Here is a 24,932-nt window from a genome sequence, read left to right on the forward strand (position 1 = left end):
CTTTCAAAAAAACAAATAAGTTTAGTCTTTAAACTTCAATGCCAATGAAGCAGCACCAATTACGCCGGCTTCATTTCCTAATTGAGCTAACTTGATTTCAGTTGAACTCTTAACGGTTGGAAATGCATATTCGTTAAAGTAATTCTTAACTTGATCAAGTAAGAATTGACCAGCAGCTGAAACACCCCCGCCAATTACGATTGCACTTGGATTTAAGATACTGCCAAAGTTTGCGCAAGCTAAACCTAAGTAATTACATACCCGGTCAACAACCATTTTAGCCAACGGATCGTTTTCTTTAGCTAAATCAAAGACTAATTTTGATGTAACTTCTTCACCATCATCCGTTAATTGTTTAAGTTTTGAATTGCCAGCATATTCTTCAGCCATGTCACGAGCAACCCGAACAACCCCTGTTGCTGATGCATAAGCTTCAAGACAACCACGGTTTCCACATGTACATAAGTAACCGCCTGGGTGAACGTTCATGTGACCAACTTCACCACCAGCACCCATTCCGTGAACAAGTTTTCCGTTGGTAATGATTCCGCCGCCAACACCAGTTCCTAACGTAATGAAGACAACATCGTCAGCATTTTCGCCGGCACCTTTCCATCGTTCGCCAAGGGCTGCAACGTTTGCATCGTTATCAACTGCAAATTTGATGTTTGTGCCCTTTTCAATTTCTTCCTTAACGTTTTGAACAGTCTTCCAGTTCAAATTATATGCACCAACAACTGTTCCCTTTTCAAGGTCAACTGTGCCTGGAGTTCCCATTCCAATTCCGATGAATTGTTCTGGCTTCATTTCATACATTTCAAGATGATGATTGATTGATTCAATGATATCCGGAACGATGTGGCTCCCTTCATCCAAAATATTGGTTTCAATACTCCACCGTTGTTGAATTTCACCATTTTCAGTTGTAATTGCAAATTTGATTGTTGTCCCGCCAAGGTCAACCCCAATTAATTTTTTATCCATAATGCTCCTCCTAAATGTCTTTTTTCGCCGCTTCGCGCTTTTCTTCTTCGCGATGTTCTTTATCCAAAATAAGTTTGGCATTGAGGTACGTTTTTTGATCAACAACGCCGGCTTTATACAAATGGTCAAGCTCAATTGCCGCTAATTCAATATCCCACAGTCGTTTACCAACATAAATAAAAACCCCGAACTGCTTTAAAAATTGCTGAACGTCATAATAGTTTTTCAAAATAACATCCCCACCTTAAGCCGTAGCGGTATGCATTCCTCTGACAAAAATCATTGCAAACAGAAGAACTAAACCAGCCAAGGCCAGCCATCTTTTATGCATTTCAACTTTTCCAATTTGAGGAGCTCCCATAACATAGCCTAATAAGAAACCGCCTATTAAACCGCCAAGGTGTCCCCAAAGATCAATTGATCCGGTTAGGTCACTTAACAGATTCAAAACAACTAAAACTAAAAATTGCTTTGCAATCGTCCGAATATACGGGTCATCCCGAAATGATTCGCCAAGCATCAAGTATGCGCCAAACAAACCAAATAATGCCGTACTTGCGCCCGCTGAAATTGCTGGCGTAAATGCAAAGCTTGCAATGTTGCCGCAAATTCCGCTTACCAGATAAATAACTAAAAAACGCCATGGACCAAATAGATATTCGATCTGCATTCCTAAAAAGTAAAGGGTTACCATATTCAATACAATATGTTGAAACCCAATATGCAAAAACATTGGCGTAAATAACCGCCAAATCTGTCCCGCTGCAATTAACGCATTATCTTTCGCGCCAAATTCAATTAAAATATTTGGATTAGTTGAGCCGCCTGCAACCGTCATTAATAAATACATCACAATATTAATGACGATCAACAGAATTGTTATCTTTGGTCTTTTCTTGCTCATGCTTTTCCCTTTCAATCACAGTACTAATGACACCGATTACATCAGAACGTGATAAAAAACATCCCTTTTTTAAGGGGATGAGCGTCTTAAAAGAAAAACAACAGGGTTTAATTCCTGTTGTTATTTTGTTTCACGGTGTAAAGTCGCTTTACGACAACGTGGGCAATACTTCTTAAGTTCTAAGCGATCTGGATTGTGACGCTTATTCTTGTTTGTTAAGTATGTTTGTTCGCCACATTCTGTGCATTCTAATGTAATATTAACACGCATCGAAATACCCTCCAACTCTTCATATTCTGTCTAATAAGGTGTTTAAACCTTCAACGTTAATATAATATCATCTTTTAAAAGATATTGCTACCGTTTTTTACTAATTGTTAAGGAAAATTCCTTGACACGATTTCTAATCCAAAAAAGAAGGTGATCAATTCACCTTCTTTTTACCTAATATTGAATTAAAATCCATCACTTGACTGAACATCTTTCCAGTAAGCTGCATAAATCTGCTTAATTGCTTCCAAGTTAACTTTACTTTCAGTATTATTCGCCATTCCAGGGAACGCAACTGCAACAACGACTTGCGGATTATTATATGGAGCATAACTTACCCCACTTAACGTTTCAGTCGGATTATTCTTGTAATATGTTTGGGCTGTACCGGTTTTCCCGGCAATTTCAGGTTTAACACCATTCAGGTACTTCCCAGTAACATACAGATTATTACCATGCATTACAAGGTAGAGTCCCTTCTTGACAACATCCCATTGGGCGGCTGTTCCCGGAACAATATTCAAGATATTTGGCATAAATTGATAAATCGTCTTGCCCATCTTGCCATCTTTTCCGTTATCATGGATTGAATCTAAGACGTGCGGTTGTAATCGATAACCACCATTAGCAATGGTTGAGATGTACTGTGCCAACTGCAATGTTGTATATGAATCATAGTTCCCGAATGAAAGGTCAAGCGCCTTCCCAATATCAGCCTTGGTTGAAGGTCCTTCAAAACCAGCTGACTCTCCTGGAAGATCGATTCCGGTCTTAACTCCTAATCCAAATTGATTAAAGTTATCCCGCATCTTAGTGAAAATCGATGGCGACATACTTGCTAATGACATTCCAGGCGTATATTTGAGTCCGGCTTCAAGCATTGCAAGCTGCATCATATAAGTGTTTGATGAAACTTCCAAGGCTTCAGATGCTGTTAATGGCATGTTAGCCGAACCACTCTTGTTAAACCATGATGTCTTGGGTGCTGTTCCAGCTAACTTAATTGGTTGTTCTTCGAGGGTATTATTCGTTGGCGTAATTACCCCATCTTGAAGAGCTCCCATTACCATTGCACCCTTTACAACAGATCCCATGACAAAGGTCTGATTAATTGCGCCAATCGCATTATCAGTGATCTTTCCGGTTTGAATATCACGGCTTACTCCCGCAAGCGCATAAACCGCACCGGTATGAGGATTCATAACCACGGCATAGGCGCCTGGAACATATGGGTTTCCACCCGCAACGCTTTGAAGGGAGTTCTTCATGATATTTTGAACATCATTTTGGAACTGCGCATTGATCGTTAATTGAATATCATCCCCTGGCTTTCCGCCATATTGTTTGATTTCCTTCTTGATCTTATTATTCTGGGTTTCAACCTTAATGATCTCACTGTCGCCCTTCAAGGCATCTTCATATTGTGATTCAATGTAGCTTGAACCAACGCTGTCATTACGTGAATAGCCCTCTGCAAGCAAGATGTTCAATTTATCACTTGGCAAACCTTGCTTTTCAGTCGTTACCGTCCCCGCAATTTCCTTAATCGAATCACCGCCTGGATAACTGCGTGACCAACTAGTTCCAATCTTAACTCCTGGTAACTGTGATAAATGAGCTCCAACTTGAGCCATTTCAACGGCTGACACGCCATTAGCTTTCAACATTATGGTTGAAAGTGAATATGCGCCATCCATTTTATTGTACAAAACGGCGGCTTGTTGTTGCTGCTGGTTAAGGTTATTGACTAAACCATGATCCTTAACATACGCCATTTCTTGTTTATAAAGAGCTGAGCCGCTTAACGAATTCGCATCCTTAATATGTTTTTGAACTCTTTCTGCATTGGCTGTCCTTCCAAGGTAGTATGCCTGCTTCATATTATCCGTTAACTGCGAAGTATCAACACTGATATACTTTGTTAAGTTATTCGCAACGTCATACATTTCTTGTGAAGTAACTGAAAGCGGCTTCGTATACGTAATTGCCGTTGCTGCATCATTTGAAACCAACAATTTGCCTGAAGAATCATAGATCATTCCCCGCGGCATATCTTTAGTTTCGGTTTGCATATTACTGTTTGAAGCATCATAAACATATTTTTTCCCGTCAATAATTTGTAAATGAGCTAATTGAATAATCAATGCCGCAAAAAGTAAGAACACAATTACGAATAAAAAATTTAACCGAAACGGAATACTGTCTGCTTTATGTCCATTTCGATTACTCTTTGAGAATTTATGTTGTTTTTTAAAAATTTTCAAAAGATTTCACCGTCACTTAATTACTAAATCAATTAAAATAACATTGATTGAAATTCCTGCTTAATCAGCATATGATAATGCTGAACTGTACCTAATACATGGTATCACAAATTAGCAAATCGAACCATCTAAATAAAGTAATCAAATTATGGAATTTATGGAGAAATTATGAAGAAGACATTTATTAAAAACGATACTCTTTTTTTTGAAAATGGAAATTTAAAGATCAGTGAGCTAGTCAGCCTCCTAAAGGCGCTCCCCTTTGAAGTCCTTTTTATTGATTCTGCCGGTCGTATCAAAATGATCATTCATCCGCTCGATCCGGACTTAAAACTTAATCAACGAATTTCATCACATTTATTTTTTAAAACAATGCCTGCAACCTTTGATTTTCTTGAAAAATTAAAACACGGAAAAAATTCAAAAATTTCGCGGGCATTAAAAGTCAAAGATGAATATTACAATTTGACTTTCATCGCAATTTACGACGAGGTTCAAAATTATCTAGGTTGTCTGCAAATCAGTGAGAATATTACTGAAATCATTAAAAAATATCGATATGGTGGTTTTATTGAATCTGAATTTCAAAAATCGAAACAGTCAAGTCATTCTTTTCACTATCAAGATTCTTCATCTGAAGAATACCGCCAAGAAATCGAACAAGATTTAATTGATATTAATACTGATGATGACAGTGATGCAATCTCCGGCGCATCTGAATTATAAATTTGAGGGTTTATGATGAAAAAATATCAAACACATTTTAAAGCTTTAGGAACCAAAATTACGCTGACCGTTTTCAGTTCGTTTGATCAGCAAGTTTTCGCTCCCAGTAAGCAGTTAATTGATTATTATGAGAAACTATTTTCAATCTATCTTCCAGATTCTGAAATCAGTCGAATAAACAAAACCGCTGGTCAAAAAATGATTAAGGTTTCAACTCCAACCTTTGATCTCGTCACACTTGCCAAAAAGATCAGTCTTAAATCATGGGGATTTAATGCGACAATCGGTCCACTAGTTAAAGAATGGAACATTGGTTTCTATAATGCCCATCGGCCTTCTCAAGTTAAAATCGATCAATTATTGCATCAAATTGATCCACAAAAAATCATAATAAAAAAACCTAATTTAATTGGACTTCAACAAAATAAAATGCAGCTTGATCTTGGCGGAATTGCCAAGGGTTACATTGCCGACCGCCTAAAAGATCTTTGGCACGCTTGGGGAATAAAAACCGGAATTATTAACCTTGGTGGAAACCTTCTAACCATTGGTAATAGCCCCCTACATGCTGATCGAAAATGGCGAATTGGAATTCAAGATCCATGGAATCCACGTGGGAAAGCTCTGCGAGTAGTTCGAATGCCAGCATGTTCTGCGGTCACTTCCGGAATTTATGAACGAAATTTTACTGAAAATCACCACTTTTACCACCACATTCTTGATTCCCGGACTGGTTACCCATTAAAAACACCGTTAATGGGGGTAACTGTTTTTACTGATCAATCAGTTTGGGGAGAAATTGAATCAACGCGTTTGTTTTTTTACCCTGAAACTGCAATTGACGAATTAAAAAAAGACCGCCACTTTATGGCAGCCGTTTTTGTGTATCAAAATCACGAAATTCAAATTCTCAAATAAAGAGCGATTGTGACATAGGGCCACAACCGCTCTTGTTATTTATAAACAAATATTCGATAACTCTTCCCTCAAATTCAACATCTGCCCGAACGTAATATTATTTGAAAAGAAAATAAACGCCTGATTCGTTCGATAATTCGCAATAAAACAGCTTTGATAGCCATTAATTGAGCCGTCAGCGTGAATAATTCCATCTCCAAGGTAAACCCCATCATAATAATTATATGGGTTAGAAATGATATTACTTAATGGCACATATTTTCCCGCAACTAAACCGCTAATAAAGCTCCAGTAATCTTGCGCGCTGCTGAACACTTCTCCGGCACCCAGTTCACCAGACATTCCGGTTTTCAATTCTTCGAAATTTAAATGATTGTTTTGAGCATTTCCTGGCCCCTTTGCGTTCGTAATTTGTGATGCGTTCGTTACCTGATTATAAAACTTGATGTTTTTTAAATTATTTGGCTTGAAAAGATTCATTGATAAATACCTTTCATAACTTTGTCCCGTAACCTTCGAAATGATTCCGGCAAGCAGTGCATAATCACTGTTCGAATAGTTCCAAGCACCAGTTTTCCCCGTTGAATCAAGATTTCTTTGGGCAAATTTCATTTGGGCTTTTTGATTTTTCAATAAATCAGCTGGGCCACTTGTTCTATCTTTAATCCCTGAACGGTGAGTCAACAAATTTTCAATAGTGATCTTTGACGCATTGGGAATGGACGGATAAAATTGACTGATTTTTGTATTCAGCGATAATTCCCCTTCATCGATCAATTTTTGAATTGCAATTCCCGTATAAATCTTTTGCAATGACGCTATTGGATATAGCCCCGTTGCCGTAATCACATCATTTTGTTTCATTCCAGGCTGGTTACATTCAACAACGGTTGGATTCGTTCCCAAATCACCAAATAAAACGACTCCGTTGACTTTATTATTTTCTAAGAGACTGTTAACAGCATCGCGTTTAGCAGCCGATGAATTATTGACCATGGCCGCATTACAATGACCGAAATTCAAAAATAGAAATGCTAAAAGAATTCCGAAAATTACTTTCACAAAGAATTTGCGTTTCAAAGATAATCTTCCTTACCATTATTCTGATAGCTTCTATATTATAAAAAATGAGACTGTAACTCAAGTTACAGCCTCACCACTTTAATTTGCTTGATGAGTTTGCAAATATTGCTTTAATTTATTTCCCTGCATCATTTGCCAGCTCTTATTATAAAAAGAGTTGTCAATATGATATTCCGGCGTTGATTGATCATTTGATAAGAAGGGATCAACTGCTTGGTCCATCTTCAACCATCCCCGCCATCCAAGGTGAATTGTATCCTGCATAAAGTATGGTTCCTTCCCATTGTTAGTTAAATCAACAATGTTATTAAACCCTTGCTTCTGTAATTGATACTTGATCTTTTGGTTAAAGTCATTGATCATTGACATTCTTAAGCCAGTATACTTTGCCCACCGTGCATTAATTGGCGGAATAACAAATAAAACATTGGTATGATCCTTCGCAAATTGATTTAAAACTAATTGGAAATCACCAAATTCAGGTGATGAAACATAGTCAAATTTTGCTTGTTCGCCGTGTAATTTTGAAACCTGGCTCTTTAACCGATTATTCCAAAAGGCATTATCGACCCGGAATGGATTATTTGTCGTATTCTTTGCTCCTAATTGATAAGCTAGTGAATCCAACTTTTGATAGTTGTATTGCCGTGGCAACTTACTTGCTTCGCGATCAATTTTAGCAACCCGATCGTTCATTCCAATCGTTGAGAATAACTGATCTTCGTGAATCAATTCATTGTACTTCAAATCTAAGTATATTTTTTCAGCCTTATTCAACTTTTGACCAGCCGCTATCTGTAATAAGCACTGTTCAATCATCTTATCAGAATGCGATGACGGCATATCAAGCAAGCGTCGTGCAGCATAACGATCCATCAAAGTATCCTTGGCTGTCTTCAACCATGTTACAGCTTGTAAATTTGAATAATACAATGCAAAGGCATTTTTATTAATTCCGCGTTTAACAAACCATTGTGGTGAAATAATAAAGACAACCTTCTTGCCCTTAAGCTGATTATTGATCCCTTGCATTCCCCAAAATTGAGATAAGGATTGCGAACCCGCAGCCCCTAAAAGAAATGGCCGGTAATTTCGGTCATATTTTTGAGCCAAAACTGATGGGTGCATCGGATCCATCCGTGATAATTCGGATGAACCCATGAACGGAACATAACCCTCTTCAAGCGCTTTTTGCTTAACAACAGTTCCCTTAAAAACATTTGTTGATTGGGAAACAGCTGCTTTACGAATCGTTTTAGAATTAAAGCTTCGGAAATTAAAAGGTGAAACTAAAATCGCAATTAAGATTACAGCTGCACAAACAACTGGTCCAAAGATTTCAAACAGTTTCTTTTTTAATTTCATTATTTCATGCTTTCAACTTTCGCAATAATTTTGTTTGGTGTATCCCATTCAGAGCGGTCAAATTCTGAAACTGGCACATCAACGCCAAGTTGGTTTTGGAATTCAAGCAACAATTGAACTGTCCCCATTGAATCTAACAAACCTGTTTGGAAAATGTTAACATCTAAATCTTTCTTAACTTCATCGCTACCTGTAATATCAGCTAAAATGTCTAAAATTTGATCTTTCATTACTAAAACCTCACTTTTTAATTATTAATTAGTGTACAACAAATATTGTATTTAGGAATCCTGAGAAAATCAAGAGACTGAAGCACATCACGTTAAACGTTAAGAAAATCGCAAATGCTTCGGTAAACTTGTTGTGCGGGATCATCTCCCGGTGTTTCTTCTTGAACCGTTGCCATGCATCGCAAACAATCATTGCAATTGCTTGGAATAAACCATATGCAATGTAGTACCATGTCTCACCATGCCAGAAACCCATGATCAAGAACAATGTTAAGTAACCGATATTCGCCATCGCGATCCGGCTCTTTAACCATTTCTTCTTCATCATAAAGAAGACTAACCGCATATAAATATAGTCACGGAACCAGAATGAAAGTGTCATATGCCATCTATTCCAGAAATCCTTTACGTTGTATGAAATCCACGGTTTATTGAAGTTCATCGGGGTTTCAATTCCCATTACATAACTGGTTGCAACGGCAAACAGACTGTATCCGGCAAAGTCGAAGAACAAGTCCATCGCATAAACGTAACCATGTAAGAATACCCACACTGACCAGCCGCCGTGAGCAATCGCCAACGCATCAACCTTTGGCATTAGGTATTGGCCAAAGAAATATGCAAGCACAAACTTATACATAAATCCAAGGAAAAGATAGTGAACCGCTTTTTCAAGCATCCTAACGTACTTTTCACGATCCGGAATATTATCATAATCTTCTTTAAACCGACGGTACCGATCAATTGGTCCAGATGAAATAGTTGGGAAGAAAATGATAAATTGCAATGTTGTCCACGGATGAAATTCTTTAATCATTCCATCGCGAATTTCCATGATCATTCCAACAACTTTAAAGGTCAAATAACTGATTCCTAAGAAACCAAAAATTGATTCCTTATTAAAATCAAAAAGTGGTGTCAATTTAACGATCACTAATGGAACAATTGCTAAAATAACCGCCAAACAGAAAACCCATGATTTATTATGTTTCTGTCGATAATTAAAGTACCAGGCAATTAACAGCAATTCAAAGATTACATAGCCAATCAGTGCGATTCCTTGGTGCCACTTGACCCCGCCGAACGTAAGAACCAAAAACGCAATTGAAATTAACGTCTCATACGTTCGAAAACGCCGACCATACAACAATCCAATCATAATTGGAAGTAATCCAATTATTAGGAGAATGAAATATTCAGGATTTTGATAAGGTTGAATATTAATCATTCGTTATTAACCTCTTTCATTAATGATTTCCGGTCAATTTTTCCATTCGGAGTTAGCGGTAATGAATCAACGTAAACAAACCGTTGTGGCATCATATAAGCCATCATAATTTCTTGAAGCTCTTTCTTAATTGCCTGCGTTAATTCAAATTCATCTTCATAATTATTCTCTTCAGGAACAATATATGCAATTAATTGACTAACTTTATGATTTTTATCATATTTTGGAACGGTCGTTGCTTGAGAAATCAAACTAACCTGTCCTAAATGATGATCAACATCTTCCAACTCGATCCGGAAGCCGTGAACTTTAACTTGAAAATCTAGCCGACCCTTGTATAACAATTGACCATTTTCATCAAATTGCCCCAAATCACCTGTCCGGTATGCCGATGTTCCTTCGACTTCTAAGAATGCCCTGGCCGTTTTTTCAGGATTATTAATGTACCCTTTTGAAACGCTCGGACCGGCAATTACAATTTCACCTTCATCATGATCGCCAACCTGGTGAACATCATCATCGACTAAAACAATTCGTGTATCCGCTTTAGGTTTACCAATTGGCAGCCGCTTGTAGTTGGCTAAAATTTCATCAGTAATTTCCACTTGGGTAACCGCAACGGTTGTTTCAGTTGGTCCATATGTATTAAAAATCCGTGCATGCGGGAATCGTTTCTTCAAGTTTTCTGCTGTACTATGGGTTAATTCCTCACCGCAGAATAAGAAATGACTCAATTCCGGCATGTGTTTCTCATCAAACGTTGGTTGAAGTAAACAAATATCCATAAATGATGGAGTTGAGACCCATTCATTAACGTGAAGTTTAGGTAAAACTTCAAACAGTTCTTTAAAGTTATCAGTAGTCTTTTTAGGTAAAACTGCAAGTTTTCCCCCTGCTGTTAACGTTGGATATAAGTCCATAACTGAAAGATCAAATGAGTATGGAGCCTGTGAAAGGCAAATTCCATCGGCCTTAATTCCAAAATCATCAGAATGCATCCACTCAACATAACTCTTCAAATTATCATGGCTAATTTGAACACCTTTAGGTTTCCCGGTTGTCCCAGATGTAAAAATAATATAGAATGTATCGTCACCATCAACAAATGACGTTGAAGTAATTTCCTGAGAAAATTCACCATGCGTGTAAATATCATTTAATTCAGCCTTACTGATCGATTTCACTGTTGGCATTTCAGCTGGCAAGTCCTCAACTTGAATATATAATGCTGGTTTTCCAATCTCATTAATCGATTCCAACCGTGATAACGATGAATTTACATCTACCGGAACATATGAATGACCTGATTTAACAACTCCTAAAAAAGCTGCAATCATTTCAAAAGTTTGTCCTCCAAATACTACAATCGGTGCTTTTGCTGGCAAATTCATTTTTAAAATATAGTTTGCAAGCGCATCAGAATATTTCTTTAAATCACCATAAGTATTTTCCACCCCGAGGTAATCATAAGCAGCTTTATCTGGATGGTTAACTGCAAACTGGTCAATTTGAGCAATCAAATTTGCTTCCATCTCAACATCTCTCCTGTTTAAAATTCGTTATAAATAAAGTGTGGCTGTGTAAGTCCACTGTAACTGAACATGTATACTAGAGCAAACAAAACGACAAAGTAAAAGACAGTCCGTGCAATGAAACGGACCCAATCTTTTTGCCAAAATGCACGTAACTTCTCTTTCATTGCAATCCTCCTTGCTTCAACATTGCCACGATTATATCCTAAATGATTTAAAAAATAAACATATATCAATTGGGATAAATCAATCTTAATATTCCATTAAGCTTAACATGTCATAGCCCTTGATCTTATCGCGGCCATGAAGATCCTTTAATTCAATAATGAATGCACAGCCGACAACGATTCCGCCTAATTGTTCGACCAAGTCGATCGTTGCACTAATCGTGCCGCCAGTTGCCAAAAGATCATCGGTAACCAAAACTTTTTGACCCGGTTTGATTGCATCCTTGTGCATGTAAAGGGCTGATTTTCCATATTCTAGTGAATATTCAGCCTTAACAGTTTCCCGTGGCAATTTGCCTTTTTTCCGGGCAGGCGCAAATCCAACACCTAATTCAAATGCAACCGGGCAACCAACGATGAATCCCCGGGCTTCAGGTCCAACAATCATTTCAACTCCTTTATCGCGAGCAAACTGAACAATTTGATCAGTTGCTTGGTGATAAGCTTCACCATCGGCCATCAATGGTGAAATGTCACGGAATAATACACCTTTTTCAGGGTAATCTGGGATACTTGCCACATAATCATGTAAATCTAATGCCATTATGTTTCTCCTTAAATCAAAATACTTATATTGTTAAATCCAATCGCTTTAGCAAATCCGCTGTTTTTGCATTTAAAAATAATTGTTGAGCCTGTATTTGGGCAACGCGTGCTTGATAACGCTTTGTCTTGGTCAATTCAATTCGTTGATTGGATGGTGTTCCAGTTAACAGACCATTCTTAATTTTAACAAATTTAGCCTCAGAAAACACCTGAATCATGAAAACAAGTGATTCTTTGTCAAAATTCAAATAATTTGCTAACTTTTCTAAATCTTTTCTTAAATCAACATCATGGTGCGTACTTGTAAAACGATACAACTTTCCAAAATCCTGTCGGCTAGGCAGCGGTTTGGAAGCAATATTATGTTGCGTATAACATTTTAATACAATCTGCTTGACTTGCAACCTGTCAATTAAACTTTCAAATGCTGCAATTGATGGTGGGCAATCAACAATCACTAATGTATCGCCTGTAATTGGCACTTGATCATTTAGTGAAATCAATTTAATATTCGAGGCTACCTGAGCTGCAACCTGCTTCAATAATTTCACATTGAAAAAGCCGTATACGAATTCGGAATTAAATTTATTTGGCGAACTTATAAAACGTTGATCAATTACCTTTAACTTAAAGTCGTTAACTTCATTTCCAGTTTCATCCTTGAGATCGCAAATTTGAATCTGCGGAGTTGTCCGGCCTTGCCATCGATTTACCGTCAGCTCGCCGACAATTGCGATTCCGTCAAGGTGTTCAGCTTGCAATTGATGAATTTCAGCTGGCGAAGCGTTAAATTTTACCCCAGCTAAACTGCCATGTCCCGTTTGAAAATCGATTCGAAAATGTTGTCCTTGGTCACCCATGACTTTTAATTGCGGGTTTTGAATTCCGGTGATCTTAAATACCGGGCGCGGATTATCGCATCCGAATGGCGCCAATAAATTCAGTTCATTGATCAAATCAAGCGAAATTGACGCCGCCGGAAGTTCTTCATTGATTTCAAGCACTGGACGTTTATCACCTTTGAAGTGCTGGTTTTCCGCTTCTTGATCAGCAATCACTTGAAAACCGGCTAAATTATCTGGTTTAATCGAAAGGCCGCAAGCTTGCGCGTGCCCACCAAAACTTTCAAACAACTTTCGATGTGAATCAAACGCTTCAAAAAGATTGAATCCTTCAACTGAGCGCCCCGAACCTTTATACAGATTGTCTTCGGTTAACGTTAAAACAATCGTTGGCCGCTTCGTTTCTTCCGTGATTCGACTGGCAACGATTCCAAGAACCCCCTCATGCCAATTTTTTCCAGCAATTACGTTTACTAAATGCGATTGTCCAGTTTGGTTTAGAATCTGTTCGGCTTCTTTTGTGATCGTTGCAACTAATGTTTGCCGCTGCTGATTTAGATCGTGAGTATGCTGTGCTAACTGAGCAGCTTCAGTTTCATCAAGTGTTGTCAGTAATTTAACCCCCAACGAAGCATTCTCAAGTCTTCCAAGTGAATTCAACCGCGGAGCAATGGTAAAACCGATTGTGTCACTGTCAATTTCATCCGGTTTTGTTTTCGTAACTTCAAGCAACGCGCTTAATCCTGGACGCATTGTTGTCTTCAATTCTTCAATTCCAAATGAAACCAAATCACGGTTCTCATCCGTCAATGACATCACATCGGCAACCGTTCCAATTGCAACCAGATCAAGTTCTTCTTGAGGAATGTCATCAAGCAAAGCACATGCAACCTTAAATGCAACTCCGACCCCAGCAAGCCCTTTAAACGGATAATTTCCTTTCGGATGCATTGGATGCACGATTGCATATGCTGGTGGAAGTTTCGCTGGTAGTTCATGGTGATCCGTAATGATGACATCAATGCCCTTATCCATCAAATATTGAACTTCATCATACCCAGAAACCCCATTATCAACGGTAACCAATAATTGCATTCCCTGTTTTTCAAGGTTTTGATACTCTGATAAGTTCGGTCCATATCCATCCTTAAACCGATCCGGAACAAAATAATGAACATTTGCTCCCAATTGAAGTAAGGTTTCGTACATCACTGCCGTACTGGTAATTCCATCAGCATCATAATCGCCATAGATAAAAATTTTCTGATTTTCAATAATTGCCTGTTGAATCCGGTCAATTGCTTTTTCCATATCATAAAGCAAATACGGATCGTGAACATGCTGTCCTTGCGGCTCTAGAAAGTCTTTAATTTGATTTGCATTTTCCAAACCCCGCTGAGCTAAAATTTTAATTAACAACGGTGAATGATGTAAGGTTTGAGCAAGCTCATTGATCTGCCCATCATCAAGTTTAGAAACCGCCAATTTCCAATCATAATTTGAAGTAATCAAATCTTATTCCTCTTTGTTTTCTGATTTTCCTGCAACCTGTTCTTGTAAATCTTTTACCTGACTATTCAGATTTTTGATTTGTTTTTTGTGCTTAAATGATGAAGATACTGAGAACAGCATTGCAATGATCACCCCAATTAAAATTGAAATGATAATTAAAATCACCAGTGGAATTTTGACCTTTGCGACAAAAAAGTTTACTGAAACACTTTGCATATTTGAGATTGAAAAAATTGCCACAACCAATAGCAAGACAATAACTCCAATCAAACTTAATTTCTTTTTCAATCTAATCTCTCCTAAATATTAACCAACTTACTTTTGATTAAAGATTCCCGCTGCCAGAAAGTCGCCCAGTCGCGGAAACAACGCATAACCAACGTTTGCAATGTTGAAGAAAAACGGCAGATTGAGCTCCCGTTTCGCCGTTCCAATTGAGTGGACGATTTTTTCGGCAACCAATTCTGGATTTAAAACGATGCCATTGATTTTTTCTAAATAATTACCGCTTTCATCAGCTTTATCAAAGAATTTCGTTCGAATTGGTCCGGGATTAACCGTCATCACGCTAATTCCAAGCGGCTTCAATTCTAACCGTAAAGCATCTGAATAACCTAAAACAGCAGCTTTTGTTGCGGAATAAACGGATGATTTCGGCGTTGCGATTTTACCTGCCATTGAGGCAATGTTAATAATTGCACCGCGCTTCCGGGTTGCCATTTGTAAAGCGGTAAACTTCGATAAGTAAATCGTTCCTAAAACGTTGACCCGAAACATTTTTTCAGCAACTTGCATATCGAAATCAAGCGCATTTTGCATTAACCCAAAACCTGCATCGTTTACTAAAACATCAATTGGACCAACTTCATTTTCAATCTGGTAAACGACTTTTTCGATTCGTTCTGGATCAGCAACATCCATTTGAACGGCATATGCTTTCTTGCCGCGAAACTCAGCGCACGATTTCGCAACTTCTTTTAGCCGATCTAAATTCCGTGCGCACGCAACCACGATTGCGCCCTTTTGAGCTAACTGGTATGCAATTTGTTCACCAAGACCTGATGAAGCGCCAGTCACTAAAGCAATTCGATCTTCTAAATTTTTTAAATCACGGTATCCACTCATTATTTTTCCCTTCTTTCTGGAAAAGGAACATTATAGGTATCAAAGTCCCGAACAACCCGTGTATTTGGGAAAATCTCCCGGGCATCGGCCTGCAATTTCTTAACCATCGGTCCAACATACCGGGCTGAAATATGGGTCAATAACAATTTCTTAACGTGATCCCGCTGAGCAGTCTGAGCTGCTTGAATACATGTTGAATGGTAATAATTGCGCGCAAGTTTTGCTTCGCCCTTTCCAAAAGTACTTTCATGAACAAGGACATCCGCATTAAGGGCTAACTTATCAATTCCCGCCGTCTTCCGGGTATCACCTAAGATTGCAACTGTCCGGCCTTTCTTTGGCGCACCGATAAAGTCTTTACCGTTTAACTGTGTCCCATCGTCAAGCGTCACGATTTGGCCTGTTTTAATCTGACCGTAAATTGGGCCTGGGCGAACACCAACTTCCTGTAATTTTTCAACCATTAATTCGCCTGGATAATCTTTTTCTTCGACCCGATAGCCAATACATTTGATTCGATGATCAAGACCAGCATAAGAAACCTTAAACCGATCATTTTCGAAAAGAACGCCCTCTTCATCATCGAGTTCAATATATTGGATGGGATATGCTAAATGGGTTTGCGAAACCCGCATTGAAGTTTCAACAAACTGTTTGATGCCCCGCGGCCCGTAAATCGTCAACGGAGTTGCTGCTTCTGCTCCTTGAAATGAACGGCTGCTTAAAAAACCTGGAAGACCGAAAATATGATCACCATGAAGATGAGTAATAAAAATTTTCGTTACTTTCCGGGGACGAATTGTCGTTCGTAAAATCTGATGTTGAGTCCCTTCGCCAACATCAAAAAGCCAAACTTCATTAATTTCATCAAGCAATTTCAACGCAAGTGCCGTCACATTGCGGAATTTTGACGGTGATCCAGCACTGGTTCCTAAAAATTCAAGTTCCATGAAATCGACCCTATCTATTTTTTATTTCTCAAAAAAAATAATAGTCCACTATAATTAGTGAACTAATATACCGTTATCAATTTTACTATCATTCAATCTAAAATACAAAATGCATTTTAAAGTTAAATAAATGCCAAAACGACAAAATTCAAAATAAACAGAATGGTGCAGATCACAAGCATTGGATGAATTTCGTTAAATTTCTTTTTGCAGATCTTAATCAATAAGTAAAAGATAAAACCAGCAGCAATTCCGTATGAAATACTATAACAAATTGCCATGAAGACGGATGCGAAAAATGCCGGAATCGCATCTTCAAGATTTGACCAGTTAATATCTTTAAACGAGCTCATCATCATGATGCCAACAATAATCAATGCCGGAGCCGTTGCTTGGGTTGGAATAATTGCAATTACTGGTGCCAATAAACTGCTTAACGCAAACATTACGGCCGCAGTCAAACTTGTTAATCCGGTCCGCCCGCCGGCACCGATTCCAGATGCACTTTCAACAAAGGTCGTAACATTTGATGTTCCGCAAATTGCAGCAACAATTGAACCAGCAGCATCTGAAAATAATGATCGGTCCATCTTTGACTTAAATCCCTTACCGTTAAAGAATTCTTCTTCATCGGCTTGAGAGAAAATTCCTGACTTTTTCCCAGTTCCAATAAAGGTTCCAATCGTATCGAAAATATCGGTCAATGAGAACGCAAAAATTGTCATAATTGCTAACAATAAACGGCTTGGATGATCGAATAATGCCACCATTCCATGGGGACCAAATGCCGCCCCTATTGTTCCCCCAAGTTCTTTGAATGATTCAGCTAATGATGGCGCATTAGCAAGACTTAAATGTGTTACTCCAAATGGAATCCCAATTAACGTTGTTAAAATAATTCCAATCAAAATTCCGCCACGCACATTTTTGATCATCAAAAATGCCATGATCAACAATCCAATTAAGGCAACTAACGCACCTGATTGATTAAAATTGATCAATGCCGGGGTAATTCCGCTTCCAGAAACAATTGATTGAATTCCATGTGAAAAATGAGTTGTTGCTTGATTGAACGGATGATCGTTAACTGTTAAAATATCGCTTGAATCAGTGGTAAACTTAAGAAAACCTGCATTTTTAATTCCGATGTAGGCAACAAACATTCCAATTCCACCACTGATGGCGTGCTGCAAAACTTCAGGAATTGATTTGATGATCATCTTCCGAATCTTCGTCAAAGTGATCGTAACGTTGATCACTCCGCAAAGGAAAACCAGTGCCAAAGCCTCTTGCCAACTGAATCCGAGTTGTAAAACAACGGTATACGTAAAGAACGTTGCCAATCCCAGTCCGGGAGCTTGAACATACGGAACATTGGCAAATAAAGCCATGATCAGGGTACTAACAACTGATGCAATAATCGTTGCTAAAAAGATTCCTTGAGTCGGCATCCCGGTTTTGCCAAGGATGTTCGGTGCAACAAAAAGAATATACGACATTGCAAAAAAGGTCGTTAACCCCGCAGTAATTTCAGTTGAGACGCTTGTATTATTTTCTTTCAGTTTAAAAAAGCGTGTCATCAATCAATCCCTCTTTCAAAATAAATTACCTGCATTATAGCAGAAATTATTCGGAGTTAAAAGATAATCATCAATAAGAAATTATTTTTAATATAATTATTCAACTTATAACGAACAAAGGAGTTTAAAATGAGAATTCAAACATTTCAAGAAGCAACTCAGGGCCTCAATCCTCAATACCAATGTTATTGGGAAAACGAATTATGTTCAGTCGCAATCTCAGATTTTGATTTTAACAAGCAAGAAAACGTTCTTTATCTTTTGCCCTACCATGACCGTGCCCTTCAATTTAAAGTCCTGGAAATGATTGCGAATGCACTGAATGCCGACGTTAAGATTCTAATCAAAACAAAAAGCGGGAAAAAATTCCCGCTCTTTGGCTTTCGGATCGTTGACCAATCCAAAATCTTATTTTCATAAATTGATTATGCATAAAATTCAAAGACAAAATCATCGATGCGAACTAGATCCCCGTCTTTGGCTCCCCGTTCCCGAAGCGCGTCATCAACACCCATGCCCCGCAATTGCCGGGTAAACCGCAGTAAACTTTCATCGTGATCCAAATTCGTCATCTTAAAGAGCTTTTCAAGTTTATCACCTGAAAGAACCCAGGTTGCGTCCGAATCGCGCGAAATTGTAAATGCTGGAGTGTCCTCACCGTCATCAAATCGATATTCAGAATGGTTAGCAACCATTTCCTTTTCTGCCTTCGTTTCAAAGTGTGGCGTCTTATCTAATAAGTCCGCTGTTGCCTGCATCAAATCCTGCAACCCCTCATGGGTAATTGACGAAATCGCCATTACTTGTGGTGCTTGAACTAATGGAGCATAATCCTTTTCAATTTTTGCCTTAAACTTTGCTAAATTTTCAGCCGCATCCGGCATATCCATTTTCGAACCAACAATGATTTGCGGCCGTTTTAACAAATCCGGATCATATTTCTTCAATTCATCATTGATTTTTAAAAAGTCTTCGTAGGGATCGCGTTCTTCAACCCCTGACATATCAATCAAGTGCAAAATAACTCGTGTCCGTTCGACATGCCGCAAGAATTGGATTCCAAGGCCAATTCCTTGCGAAGCCCCTTCAATCAATCCTGGTAAATCAGCCATTACAAAATCGCGACCATCATCCAATTGAACCATCCCTAAGTTCGGAACCAGCGTTGTGAAATGATATTCAGCGATTTTGGGTTTCGCACTCGTAACCGTTGAAAGAAGTGTTGACTTTCCGACGGATGGAAATCCAACCAACCCAACATCGGCCAGAACCTTTAATTCCAAGTTCAAATTCCGTTCTTCACCCGGTTCGCCATTTTCAGCAATTTCAGGAGCCGGATTCTTCGGACTGGCAAAGTGAATATTTCCACGGCCGCCACGGCCACCGTGAGCAACGACCAATTCTTGATTATCCTCCGTTAAATCACCTAACACTTCGCCGGTATCAGCATCCGTGACCGTTGTTCCTTCGGGGACATCGATATACAGATTTTCAGCTGCGCGACCATACTTTCCCTTAATCATACCGTTTTGGCCCGCCTTAGCCTTGAAGATCCGGTGATACCGGAAATCCATCAAGGTTCGCAATCCCTTATTGACCTTTAAAATAATGCTTCCGCCATGACCACCGTCACCACCGGCCGGACCACCATTTGGAACATATTTTTCACGCCGGAAAGCAACCATTCCGTCGCCGCCTTTCCCGGCTTTAACTTGAATTTTAATTTGATCAACAAACATTGACATTGTATTTTTGTTCCTCTTTCTACGATTTATTTATCGATCCAGTCTTTCTAACTGGCATATTTTACTCGCTATAACTATATCAAGTTTTGATTAAAAATAAAAGCACGACCAGTTCGCCGTGCTTAATTATTGATTTTAATTACTAATTTTATTTGTCCGTCTTGCAATTGCTGGAAGAATCAATCCTAACGCAATCAAAATGATTGGAGTAATAACGTTCATCGCAATTTGGAACCACCATGAACTTGTTCCAAATGCGGCCATGTTAGCCTTTGGAACCATTCCCATAATACATGCAAATGCAGTGAAAACAAACGTCCAAATTCCAAATGCGTAGCCAACCGGTTTACTCTTCACGAATACATAGTCTGACTTGTACTTATCCATATACTTAACCAGCATAATGTATGCTAAGAATACCCAAAGATAACGCATTGGCATACAAATTGAATTTAAGTTCAACAGCCAGTTATACAAGTTTGACATTCCTTTGATTCCGAGAGCCGGAACAATGATCAAAATCGAAACTAAAACCGTAACCATCTTGTAGCCATTGATAAATACTCCATGTCTGTTCTTCTTCAAAAGAACCTTTGGAATAAAACGTTCGTCAGCCTCATCTAACAACATCCGCAATGGCGCATCGATTGAAACTGCCAAAGCAGTAGCTGAACCTAATGTATTAGTAATCGCAAAGATCCACATAAAGAGATTACCAACATGGTAATAACGTCCAAGAATTTGGAATGCTTCATATGCCCCGTTTGACATCAAGTCATTTGGAATATGATGAGCATTGATCACAATTCCCATTCCAATTGATCCTAAGATTGCTGACAAAGCAACAATAATTGCTAACACAAGCATGCCCTTTGGAAATTCACGGGATGCATTGTGTGTCTTGTTAACATATGGTGAAATTTTTTCACAACCACCGACCGCAAAAATCAGCATTGAAAGGGTCGTCAAGTATTGGAAACTAAACTTCGGAATGTAATCATGCAAATTGCCCATATTCGGCGTTGCAACACGCGTATGAAGAATAAATGGTGCACTGATTCCGAGAATGATGAACAGGAATGACATGATCAACAGCAAAATTCCTGCAATATTCCCTAATTTCTTCAGTGCATTTAATCCTTTAGTTGCAAGCCATACAAATCCTAAGAAGAGAACTAAACTAAGCAATTGAACAACAATCGGCTTGGTATCATTAACAAAAGTTCCGTTGCCACGAAAAAGCCAGCTTAAACTGATCATAATAATTTGCGGTTTTTGAGCCAAATATGGAACGTGAACGACCCAGTAAGTCCAGGCGGCTAAGTAAGCCCACTTACTTCCGAGCAATTCGTTGATCCATGAACTAACCCCTGCTCCTGAATTTTGAAATGCTGATCCCAACTGTCCAACCATTAAGGTATACGGGATAAAGTAAAGGAACATAATCAAAATCCATGAGAAAACAACGGTTAGTCCTTGATTAGCAAAGTTATTAACGACATTCGTGAATCCCCAAACAACGGTAAATGCCAGTAAGGCAATGTTATACCAGCGCAGTTTTGAGGACTGACTTGTATTTTCCAATGAAATTCACTCCGTCCATTGATTAGTTATCAAAATTGACGGTTAAAATTGTAGCATACATTTTTAATTTTTTCTAATCAATCGGGTGTCTTGCCGCCCTTCCTCAATCGAACCAGCACTTAAATGAATTGTTTGCGCAACCTTCTTTGAAATTCCCAATTTTTGAATTTCTTCAACCGATGCTTCGGTAATTTTTTTAATTGAATGGAAATTTCGCAAAAGTTTGGTCCGGGTTTTTGGCCCTACTCCTGGGATCTGTTCAAGCCGGGATGCCAATGAATTCTTGGAATGTAATTGTCGATGGTAAGTAATCGCAAACCGATGAACTTCATCCTGAATTCGCTGCAACAAATAGAAACCTTGACTTTTCGGATCAAGTTCAAGTTTGACCCCGTCTTGATTCATTAGATCCGCCGTTTTGTGGTGATTATTTTTGACCATTCCGGCAACCGGAATATCAATTCCAAGCTGGTTATGCAAAACATCAACGGCAGCGTCAATTTGAATTTCCGCCCCATCCATTAAGATCAAATCTGGAAGTTGTGCATGTTCCTTAAGCAGTCGACTGTACCGACGATAAATAACCTCCTGAGTACTTGCCGCTTCATCCGCGTGATCAACTGTCTTCAATTTATATTTGCGATATTCATTTTTATTCGGTTGACCATCAATAAAACAAACCATTGCCGAAACCAGATCCTGACCTTGGATATGCGAATGGTCAAATGCTTCGATCCGGTGACCATGAGGCAGCTTTAAGGCATCCATAATTTCATTCATCGCGCCGGTCGTCTTCCGATTATCGAGTTCAAGCAGCCGAAACTTCTCTTTAAGGACAAGCCGTGAATTTTTCTGTGCCATTTTCAATAAGTCTCGTTTCTGCCCCCGTTGCGGTGTTCGAACCGGAATGCCCAAAATATCACTTAAAATTTGATAATCGATATTTTGCGGAACAAGGACTTCATGCGGTTTAACAACGTTTTTTTGATTATAATATTGCAAAATAAACGAAGTAAACTCGGCTTCAGGTTCATCAATACAAGGGAAAAGGCGTTTGACCCGTTTCATCAATCGTGCCTGACGGATACAAAAGACTTGAATCGAGATCCAACCTTTATCCATGTAGTAAGCGAAAATATCGCGGGTCGTATAATCATTTGAAATGATTTTCTGCTTTTCAACGGTCATTGCAATGTAACGAATTTGATCGCGGTATTCTGCAGCCCGTTCAAATTCCATTTTGGACGATGCCTCTTCCATCTTTCGTTTCAATTCGTTTTTGATTGGAGCAACATTTCCGTTTAAAAATGACTTGATCTTCTCAATTTGAGCATCATACTTTTCTTTAGGAACTTCTTTAAAACACGCGCCTAAACACTGGCCCATATGATAATACAAACATGGCCGTTTCTGCGGGCCATTGCATCTTCGAAGCGGATATACCTTTTGAAGAAGCTGCAACGTTTCCTGAGCAGCGTAAACGTTTGGATACGGTCCAAAATAGTAACCGCCGTCTTTTTTAATCTTGCTTACAAGCTTCAATTGCGGATCACGCTCGTTGGTAATCTTAATGTACGGATAACCAGTTCCGCGTTTTAACTTCGTATTATAATACGGCTGATGCTTTTGAATCAGCGTAATTTCCAACAAAAAAGCTTCCTTATCAGTTGACGTAACGATTGTTTCAAAGTCCCGAATCTCTGAAACAAGTTGAGCTCTTTTCCCGACCTGTTTGCTTTTGAAATATGACCGCACCCGGTTCTTCAAATTTTTAGCTTTTCCAACATAGATAATATGTCCGTTGACGTCTTTCATCAGATAACATCCCGGTAAATCTGGAAGTAATTTTAATTTTCGTTCAATATGTTCCGTTGCCATTTTGATGGTCCCCCTTTCTTAGAATTGAAAACTTAAATAAAAACTGGTACCCTAAAGGAAAATGTAATAGAAAGAAGTCGAATTATGAGTTTAAAGATCAACCGGCAAACAAACCTTGAAAAATTATTTGATGAATTTGCAATTGATCCAACTAACACATCAAATAATAAACCGAAAGATCCTGAAAAGGACTCGCAAAATAAAAACGATTCCCAAAAGAAAGAAAAATAATATTTAAATGAGGCTGCGACCCACGTCGCAGCCTCATTGCGCTATTTCGTTGTTATTTCCACATAATCGGGTTCCAAAACAAACGGAGCTGCGACGCAAAACTAGGGAAGTTCGAAAATCTTCGAATCTGTGCTGACGCGATTCGTTCGCTTTTCTGCTTCCATCACACTCGTCTTTAACGTTTTGTCACATCTTCATTTTCACTAATTTTCGCTTTTAAATCCATTGGGATAACGCTTATTCAGCGTTTCAATATTTTCCTTCGCAACTTCGTCAAACGGAATTCCTGCCCATTCAGCGATTTGAGACAAGTACCAAAGAACGTCTCCCATTTCATGAGTTAATTGCTTTTTATCTAATTTTTGGCCCTTAAACGTATATGCCTTTACAAGGTCGATGACTTGGCCGCTTTCACCTGCTAACCCTAACGCGCAGTTAGTTAAAACCTGTTCTGTTCCGTAAAGGGTTCGGTTTGCTGCTTCTTGATACTCATTAAATTCCATTTGATTTTCCTTCCTTACATCGTATGCTTTTCAATCCAATCCCAAACTTCTTCTTTACCATAGCGGGTTTGAGATGAGAATAATTGTAATTGATCATCGCCGCTTAAATGCAATCCCTTGCGAATTTGGCTTTCGGCTTTATTCCATTTACTTTTCGGAACTTTATCGATCTTTGTTCCAACGACTAATAACGGCAATTCATAATAATGGATAAAGTTGATCATCTGCTGATCAAGCTTCGTTGGTGCATGCCGCGCATCAACAAGTGAAACAACCCCGCACGTTTCTTCGCGTTGAGCAAAGTAGGTTTCAATCATTTCAGCCCACTTTTCGCGGCTCTTTTGTGAAACCTTGGCGTATCCATATCCCGGAACATCAACAAAATATACTGTATCTTCGATCCGATAGAAATTCAACGTTTGTGTTTTCCCCGGCTGACTTGACGTATGGGCAAGCTTCTTCCGGTTGATCAATGTATTAATCAACGACGATTTGCCGACATTTGACCGGCCGGTTAATGTGATTTCCGGTAATCCATCTTTTGGATATTGATCTGGACGAACTGCACTAATCGTGAGTTCAACGTTATGCACATCCATGTGTTAATTCCTTTCTTCTGATAGTATCTGCTTTCCATTCTAGCATAGGAATTTAATCAATGGTAAAAAAATAGCACTTCAGTTCACACTGATGTGCCGCAAAAAG

General features: G+C 38.7%; 26 protein-coding genes. 4 read left to right on the plus strand and 22 right to left on the minus strand.

All coding sequences use genetic code 11. The annotated features are described in order from the left end of the window. Positions 1-21 precede the first annotated feature (21 nt). From FC64_RS00620 to FC64_RS00640, 5 genes are all read right to left on the minus strand, one after another. Positions 22-984 carry an ROK family glucokinase gene (locus tag FC64_RS00620; protein WP_057906077.1) on the minus strand — a complete coding sequence of 321 codons (963 nt, stop codon included), beginning with the start codon at positions 982-984 and terminating at the stop codon, positions 22-24. Between the two features lie 10 nt (positions 985-994). Beyond that, a complete protein-coding gene (locus FC64_RS00625; RefSeq protein ID WP_057906078.1) occupies positions 995-1,213 on the minus strand; it encodes a YqgQ family protein in 219 nt (72 codons plus the stop codon). Between the two features lie 15 nt (positions 1,214-1,228). Further along, on the minus strand, positions 1,229-1,888 hold the full coding sequence (locus FC64_RS00630; protein ID WP_057906079.1) for a rhomboid family intramembrane serine protease: 660 nt from the start codon (positions 1,886-1,888) through the stop codon (positions 1,229-1,231). 120 nt (positions 1,889-2,008) lie between these two features. Next, a complete protein-coding gene (gene rpmG / locus FC64_RS00635) occupies positions 2,009-2,158 on the minus strand; it encodes a 50S ribosomal protein L33 (RefSeq protein WP_057827910.1) in 150 nt (49 codons plus the stop codon). A 185-nt stretch (positions 2,159-2,343) separates the two neighbouring features. Beyond that, positions 2,344-4,422: a peptidoglycan D,D-transpeptidase FtsI family protein gene (locus FC64_RS00640; RefSeq protein WP_081035585.1), complete on the minus strand. Its 2,079-nt coding sequence runs from the start codon at positions 4,420-4,422 to the stop codon at positions 2,344-2,346. A 168-nt stretch (positions 4,423-4,590) separates the two neighbouring features. Between FC64_RS00640 and FC64_RS00645 the strand changes: the two genes are divergently transcribed. Beyond that, on the plus strand, positions 4,591-5,148 hold the full coding sequence (locus tag FC64_RS00645) for a hypothetical protein (protein ID WP_057906080.1): 558 nt from the start codon (positions 4,591-4,593) through the stop codon (positions 5,146-5,148). A 15-nt stretch (positions 5,149-5,163) separates the two neighbouring features. Continuing rightward, positions 5,164-6,066, plus strand: a complete 903-nt coding sequence (locus tag FC64_RS00650) for an FAD:protein FMN transferase (RefSeq protein ID WP_057906081.1) — start codon at positions 5,164-5,166, stop codon at positions 6,064-6,066. A gap of 39 nt (positions 6,067-6,105) precedes the next feature. Here FC64_RS00650 and FC64_RS00655 read toward each other — a convergent pair whose 3' ends face one another. The 12 genes from FC64_RS00655 to FC64_RS00710 all read right to left on the minus strand — a co-directional run bounded on the left by FC64_RS00655 (position 6,106) and on the right by FC64_RS00710 (position 18,286). Continuing rightward, a complete protein-coding gene (locus tag FC64_RS00655) occupies positions 6,106-7,146 on the minus strand; it encodes a serine hydrolase domain-containing protein (RefSeq protein ID WP_057906082.1) in 1,041 nt (346 codons plus the stop codon). An 81-nt stretch (positions 7,147-7,227) separates the two neighbouring features. Then, positions 7,228-8,514 carry a D-alanyl-lipoteichoic acid biosynthesis protein DltD gene (gene dltD, locus FC64_RS00660; RefSeq protein ID WP_057906083.1) on the minus strand — a complete coding sequence of 429 codons (1,287 nt, stop codon included), beginning with the start codon at positions 8,512-8,514 and terminating at the stop codon, positions 7,228-7,230. Continuing rightward, on the minus strand, positions 8,514-8,744 hold the full coding sequence (dltC, locus tag FC64_RS00665) for a D-alanine--poly(phosphoribitol) ligase subunit 2 (protein WP_057906084.1): 231 nt from the start codon (positions 8,742-8,744) through the stop codon (positions 8,514-8,516). Before dltC ends, dltD begins: the two co-directional genes overlap by 1 nt. Positions 8,745-8,772: 28 nt before the next feature. After that, positions 8,773-9,972 (minus strand): D-alanyl-lipoteichoic acid biosynthesis protein DltB, encoded by a 1,200-nt coding sequence (dltB, locus tag FC64_RS00670; protein WP_057906085.1) that lies wholly within the window; start codon positions 9,970-9,972, stop codon positions 8,773-8,775. Then, positions 9,969-11,504, minus strand: coding sequence for a D-alanine--poly(phosphoribitol) ligase subunit DltA (gene dltA, locus FC64_RS00675; protein ID WP_057906086.1), 1,536 nt, complete (start codon positions 11,502-11,504; stop codon positions 9,969-9,971). The genes dltB and dltA overlap by 4 nt, the downstream gene beginning before the upstream one ends. Positions 11,505-11,521: 17 nt before the next feature. Then, complete coding sequence (locus tag FC64_RS00680) at positions 11,522-11,671, minus strand: teichoic acid D-Ala incorporation-associated protein DltX (protein ID WP_057827902.1); 150 nt, start codon at positions 11,669-11,671, stop codon at positions 11,522-11,524. Between the two features lie 85 nt (positions 11,672-11,756). Then, a complete protein-coding gene (locus tag FC64_RS00685) occupies positions 11,757-12,275 on the minus strand; it encodes an adenine phosphoribosyltransferase (RefSeq protein WP_057906087.1) in 519 nt (172 codons plus the stop codon). A gap of 25 nt (positions 12,276-12,300) precedes the next feature. Further along, positions 12,301-14,631 (minus strand): single-stranded-DNA-specific exonuclease RecJ, encoded by a 2,331-nt coding sequence (gene recJ / locus FC64_RS00690; RefSeq protein WP_057906088.1) that lies wholly within the window; start codon positions 14,629-14,631, stop codon positions 12,301-12,303. 3 nt (positions 14,632-14,634) lie between these two features. Beyond that, positions 14,635-14,919, minus strand: a complete 285-nt coding sequence (locus tag FC64_RS00695) for a lipopolysaccharide assembly protein LapA domain-containing protein (RefSeq protein WP_057827900.1) — start codon at positions 14,917-14,919, stop codon at positions 14,635-14,637. Between the two features lie 27 nt (positions 14,920-14,946). Continuing rightward, complete coding sequence (locus tag FC64_RS00700; protein WP_057906089.1) at positions 14,947-15,756, minus strand: SDR family NAD(P)-dependent oxidoreductase; 810 nt, start codon at positions 15,754-15,756, stop codon at positions 14,947-14,949. Further along, positions 15,756-16,706 carry a ribonuclease Z gene (gene rnz, locus FC64_RS00705; RefSeq protein ID WP_057906090.1) on the minus strand — a complete coding sequence of 317 codons (951 nt, stop codon included), beginning with the start codon at positions 16,704-16,706 and terminating at the stop codon, positions 15,756-15,758. Before rnz ends, FC64_RS00700 begins: the two co-directional genes overlap by 1 nt. A gap of 122 nt (positions 16,707-16,828) precedes the next feature. Next, the gene (locus FC64_RS00710) at positions 16,829-18,286 is read right to left on the minus strand and encodes an NCS2 family permease (protein WP_057906091.1); all 1,458 of its coding nucleotides are present in this window, start codon (positions 18,284-18,286) and stop codon (positions 16,829-16,831) included. A 129-nt stretch (positions 18,287-18,415) separates the two neighbouring features. On the opposite strand from FC64_RS00710, the gene FC64_RS00715 reads away from it, so the two are divergent. After that, positions 18,416-18,706, plus strand: coding sequence for a hypothetical protein (locus FC64_RS00715; protein WP_057906092.1), 291 nt, complete (start codon positions 18,416-18,418; stop codon positions 18,704-18,706). Between the two features lie 5 nt (positions 18,707-18,711). Here the strand turns inward: FC64_RS00715 and obgE are convergent, their stop codons facing one another. The 3 genes from obgE to uvrC all read right to left on the minus strand — a co-directional run bounded on the left by obgE (position 18,712) and on the right by uvrC (position 23,493). Next, positions 18,712-20,025, minus strand: a complete 1,314-nt coding sequence (gene obgE / locus FC64_RS00720) for a GTPase ObgE (protein ID WP_057906139.1) — start codon at positions 20,023-20,025, stop codon at positions 18,712-18,714. Between the two features lie 141 nt (positions 20,026-20,166). Then, complete coding sequence (locus FC64_RS00725; RefSeq protein WP_057906093.1) at positions 20,167-21,615, minus strand: amino acid permease; 1,449 nt, start codon at positions 21,613-21,615, stop codon at positions 20,167-20,169. A gap of 63 nt (positions 21,616-21,678) precedes the next feature. Continuing rightward, on the minus strand, positions 21,679-23,493 hold the full coding sequence (uvrC, locus tag FC64_RS00730) for an excinuclease ABC subunit UvrC (RefSeq protein ID WP_057906094.1): 1,815 nt from the start codon (positions 23,491-23,493) through the stop codon (positions 21,679-21,681). 84 nt (positions 23,494-23,577) lie between these two features. Between uvrC and FC64_RS07360 the strand changes: the two genes are divergently transcribed. Continuing rightward, positions 23,578-23,724, plus strand: a complete 147-nt coding sequence (locus FC64_RS07360; protein ID WP_202987227.1) for an SPJ_0845 family protein — start codon at positions 23,578-23,580, stop codon at positions 23,722-23,724. 203 nt (positions 23,725-23,927) lie between these two features. Here the strand turns inward: FC64_RS07360 and FC64_RS00735 are convergent, their stop codons facing one another. Together FC64_RS00735 and yihA are read right to left on the minus strand one after the other, a co-directional pair. After that, positions 23,928-24,227 (minus strand): nucleoside triphosphate pyrophosphohydrolase family protein, encoded by a 300-nt coding sequence (locus tag FC64_RS00735; RefSeq protein ID WP_057828090.1) that lies wholly within the window; start codon positions 24,225-24,227, stop codon positions 23,928-23,930. A gap of 14 nt (positions 24,228-24,241) precedes the next feature. Further along, a complete protein-coding gene (gene yihA, locus FC64_RS00740) occupies positions 24,242-24,826 on the minus strand; it encodes a ribosome biogenesis GTP-binding protein YihA/YsxC (RefSeq protein ID WP_057906095.1) in 585 nt (194 codons plus the stop codon). Positions 24,827-24,932 lie beyond the last annotated feature (106 nt).

The organism is Ligilactobacillus araffinosus DSM 20653 (assembly GCF_001435375.1).
GTDB lineage: Bacteria > Bacillota > Bacilli > Lactobacillales > Lactobacillaceae > Ligilactobacillus > Ligilactobacillus araffinosus.

What these genes read in the sequence shown, in the direction of transcription:
- FC64_RS00620 (WP_057906077.1), bottom strand. Translation starts at nt 984, where the DNA reads ATGGATAAAAAATTAATTGGGGTTGACCTTGGCGGGACAACAATCAAA.
- FC64_RS00630 (WP_057906079.1), bottom strand. Translation starts at nt 1,888, where the DNA reads ATGAGCAAGAAAAGACCAAAGATAACAATTCTGTTGATCGTCATTAAT.
- rpmG (WP_057827910.1), bottom strand. Translation starts at nt 2,158, where the DNA reads ATGCGTGTTAATATTACATTAGAATGCACAGAATGTGGCGAACAAACA.
- FC64_RS00645 (WP_057906080.1), top strand. Translation starts at nt 4,591, where the DNA reads ATGAAGAAGACATTTATTAAAAACGATACTCTTTTTTTTGAAAATGGA.
- FC64_RS00650 (WP_057906081.1), top strand. Translation starts at nt 5,164, where the DNA reads ATGAAAAAATATCAAACACATTTTAAAGCTTTAGGAACCAAAATTACG.
- dltD (WP_057906083.1), bottom strand. Translation starts at nt 8,514, where the DNA reads ATGAAATTAAAAAAGAAACTGTTTGAAATCTTTGGACCAGTTGTTTGT.
- dltC (WP_057906084.1), bottom strand. Translation starts at nt 8,744, where the DNA reads ATGAAAGATCAAATTTTAGACATTTTAGCTGATATTACAGGTAGCGAT.
- dltB (WP_057906085.1), bottom strand. Translation starts at nt 9,972, where the DNA reads ATGATTAATATTCAACCTTATCAAAATCCTGAATATTTCATTCTCCTA.
- dltA (WP_057906086.1), bottom strand. Translation starts at nt 11,504, where the DNA reads ATGGAAGCAAATTTGATTGCTCAAATTGACCAGTTTGCAGTTAACCAT.
- FC64_RS00680 (WP_057827902.1), bottom strand. Translation starts at nt 11,671, where the DNA reads ATGAAAGAGAAGTTACGTGCATTTTGGCAAAAAGATTGGGTCCGTTTC.
- FC64_RS00685 (WP_057906087.1), bottom strand. Translation starts at nt 12,275, where the DNA reads ATGGCATTAGATTTACATGATTATGTGGCAAGTATCCCAGATTACCCT.
- FC64_RS00700 (WP_057906089.1), bottom strand. Translation starts at nt 15,756, where the DNA reads ATGAGTGGATACCGTGATTTAAAAAATTTAGAAGATCGAATTGCTTTA.
- rnz (WP_057906090.1), bottom strand. Translation starts at nt 16,706, where the DNA reads ATGGAACTTGAATTTTTAGGAACCAGTGCTGGATCACCGTCAAAATTC.
- FC64_RS00710 (WP_057906091.1), bottom strand. Translation starts at nt 18,286, where the DNA reads ATGACACGCTTTTTTAAACTGAAAGAAAATAATACAAGCGTCTCAACT.
- FC64_RS00715 (WP_057906092.1), top strand. Translation starts at nt 18,416, where the DNA reads ATGAGAATTCAAACATTTCAAGAAGCAACTCAGGGCCTCAATCCTCAA.
- obgE (WP_057906139.1), bottom strand. Translation starts at nt 20,025, where the DNA reads ATGTTTGTTGATCAAATTAAAATTCAAGTTAAAGCCGGGAAAGGCGGC.
- uvrC (WP_057906094.1), bottom strand. Translation starts at nt 23,493, where the DNA reads ATGGCAACGGAACATATTGAACGAAAATTAAAATTACTTCCAGATTTA.
- FC64_RS07360 (WP_202987227.1), top strand. Translation starts at nt 23,578, where the DNA reads ATGAGTTTAAAGATCAACCGGCAAACAAACCTTGAAAAATTATTTGAT.
- FC64_RS00735 (WP_057828090.1), bottom strand. Translation starts at nt 24,227, where the DNA reads ATGGAATTTAATGAGTATCAAGAAGCAGCAAACCGAACCCTTTACGGA.
- yihA (WP_057906095.1), bottom strand. Translation starts at nt 24,826, where the DNA reads ATGGATGTGCATAACGTTGAACTCACGATTAGTGCAGTTCGTCCAGAT.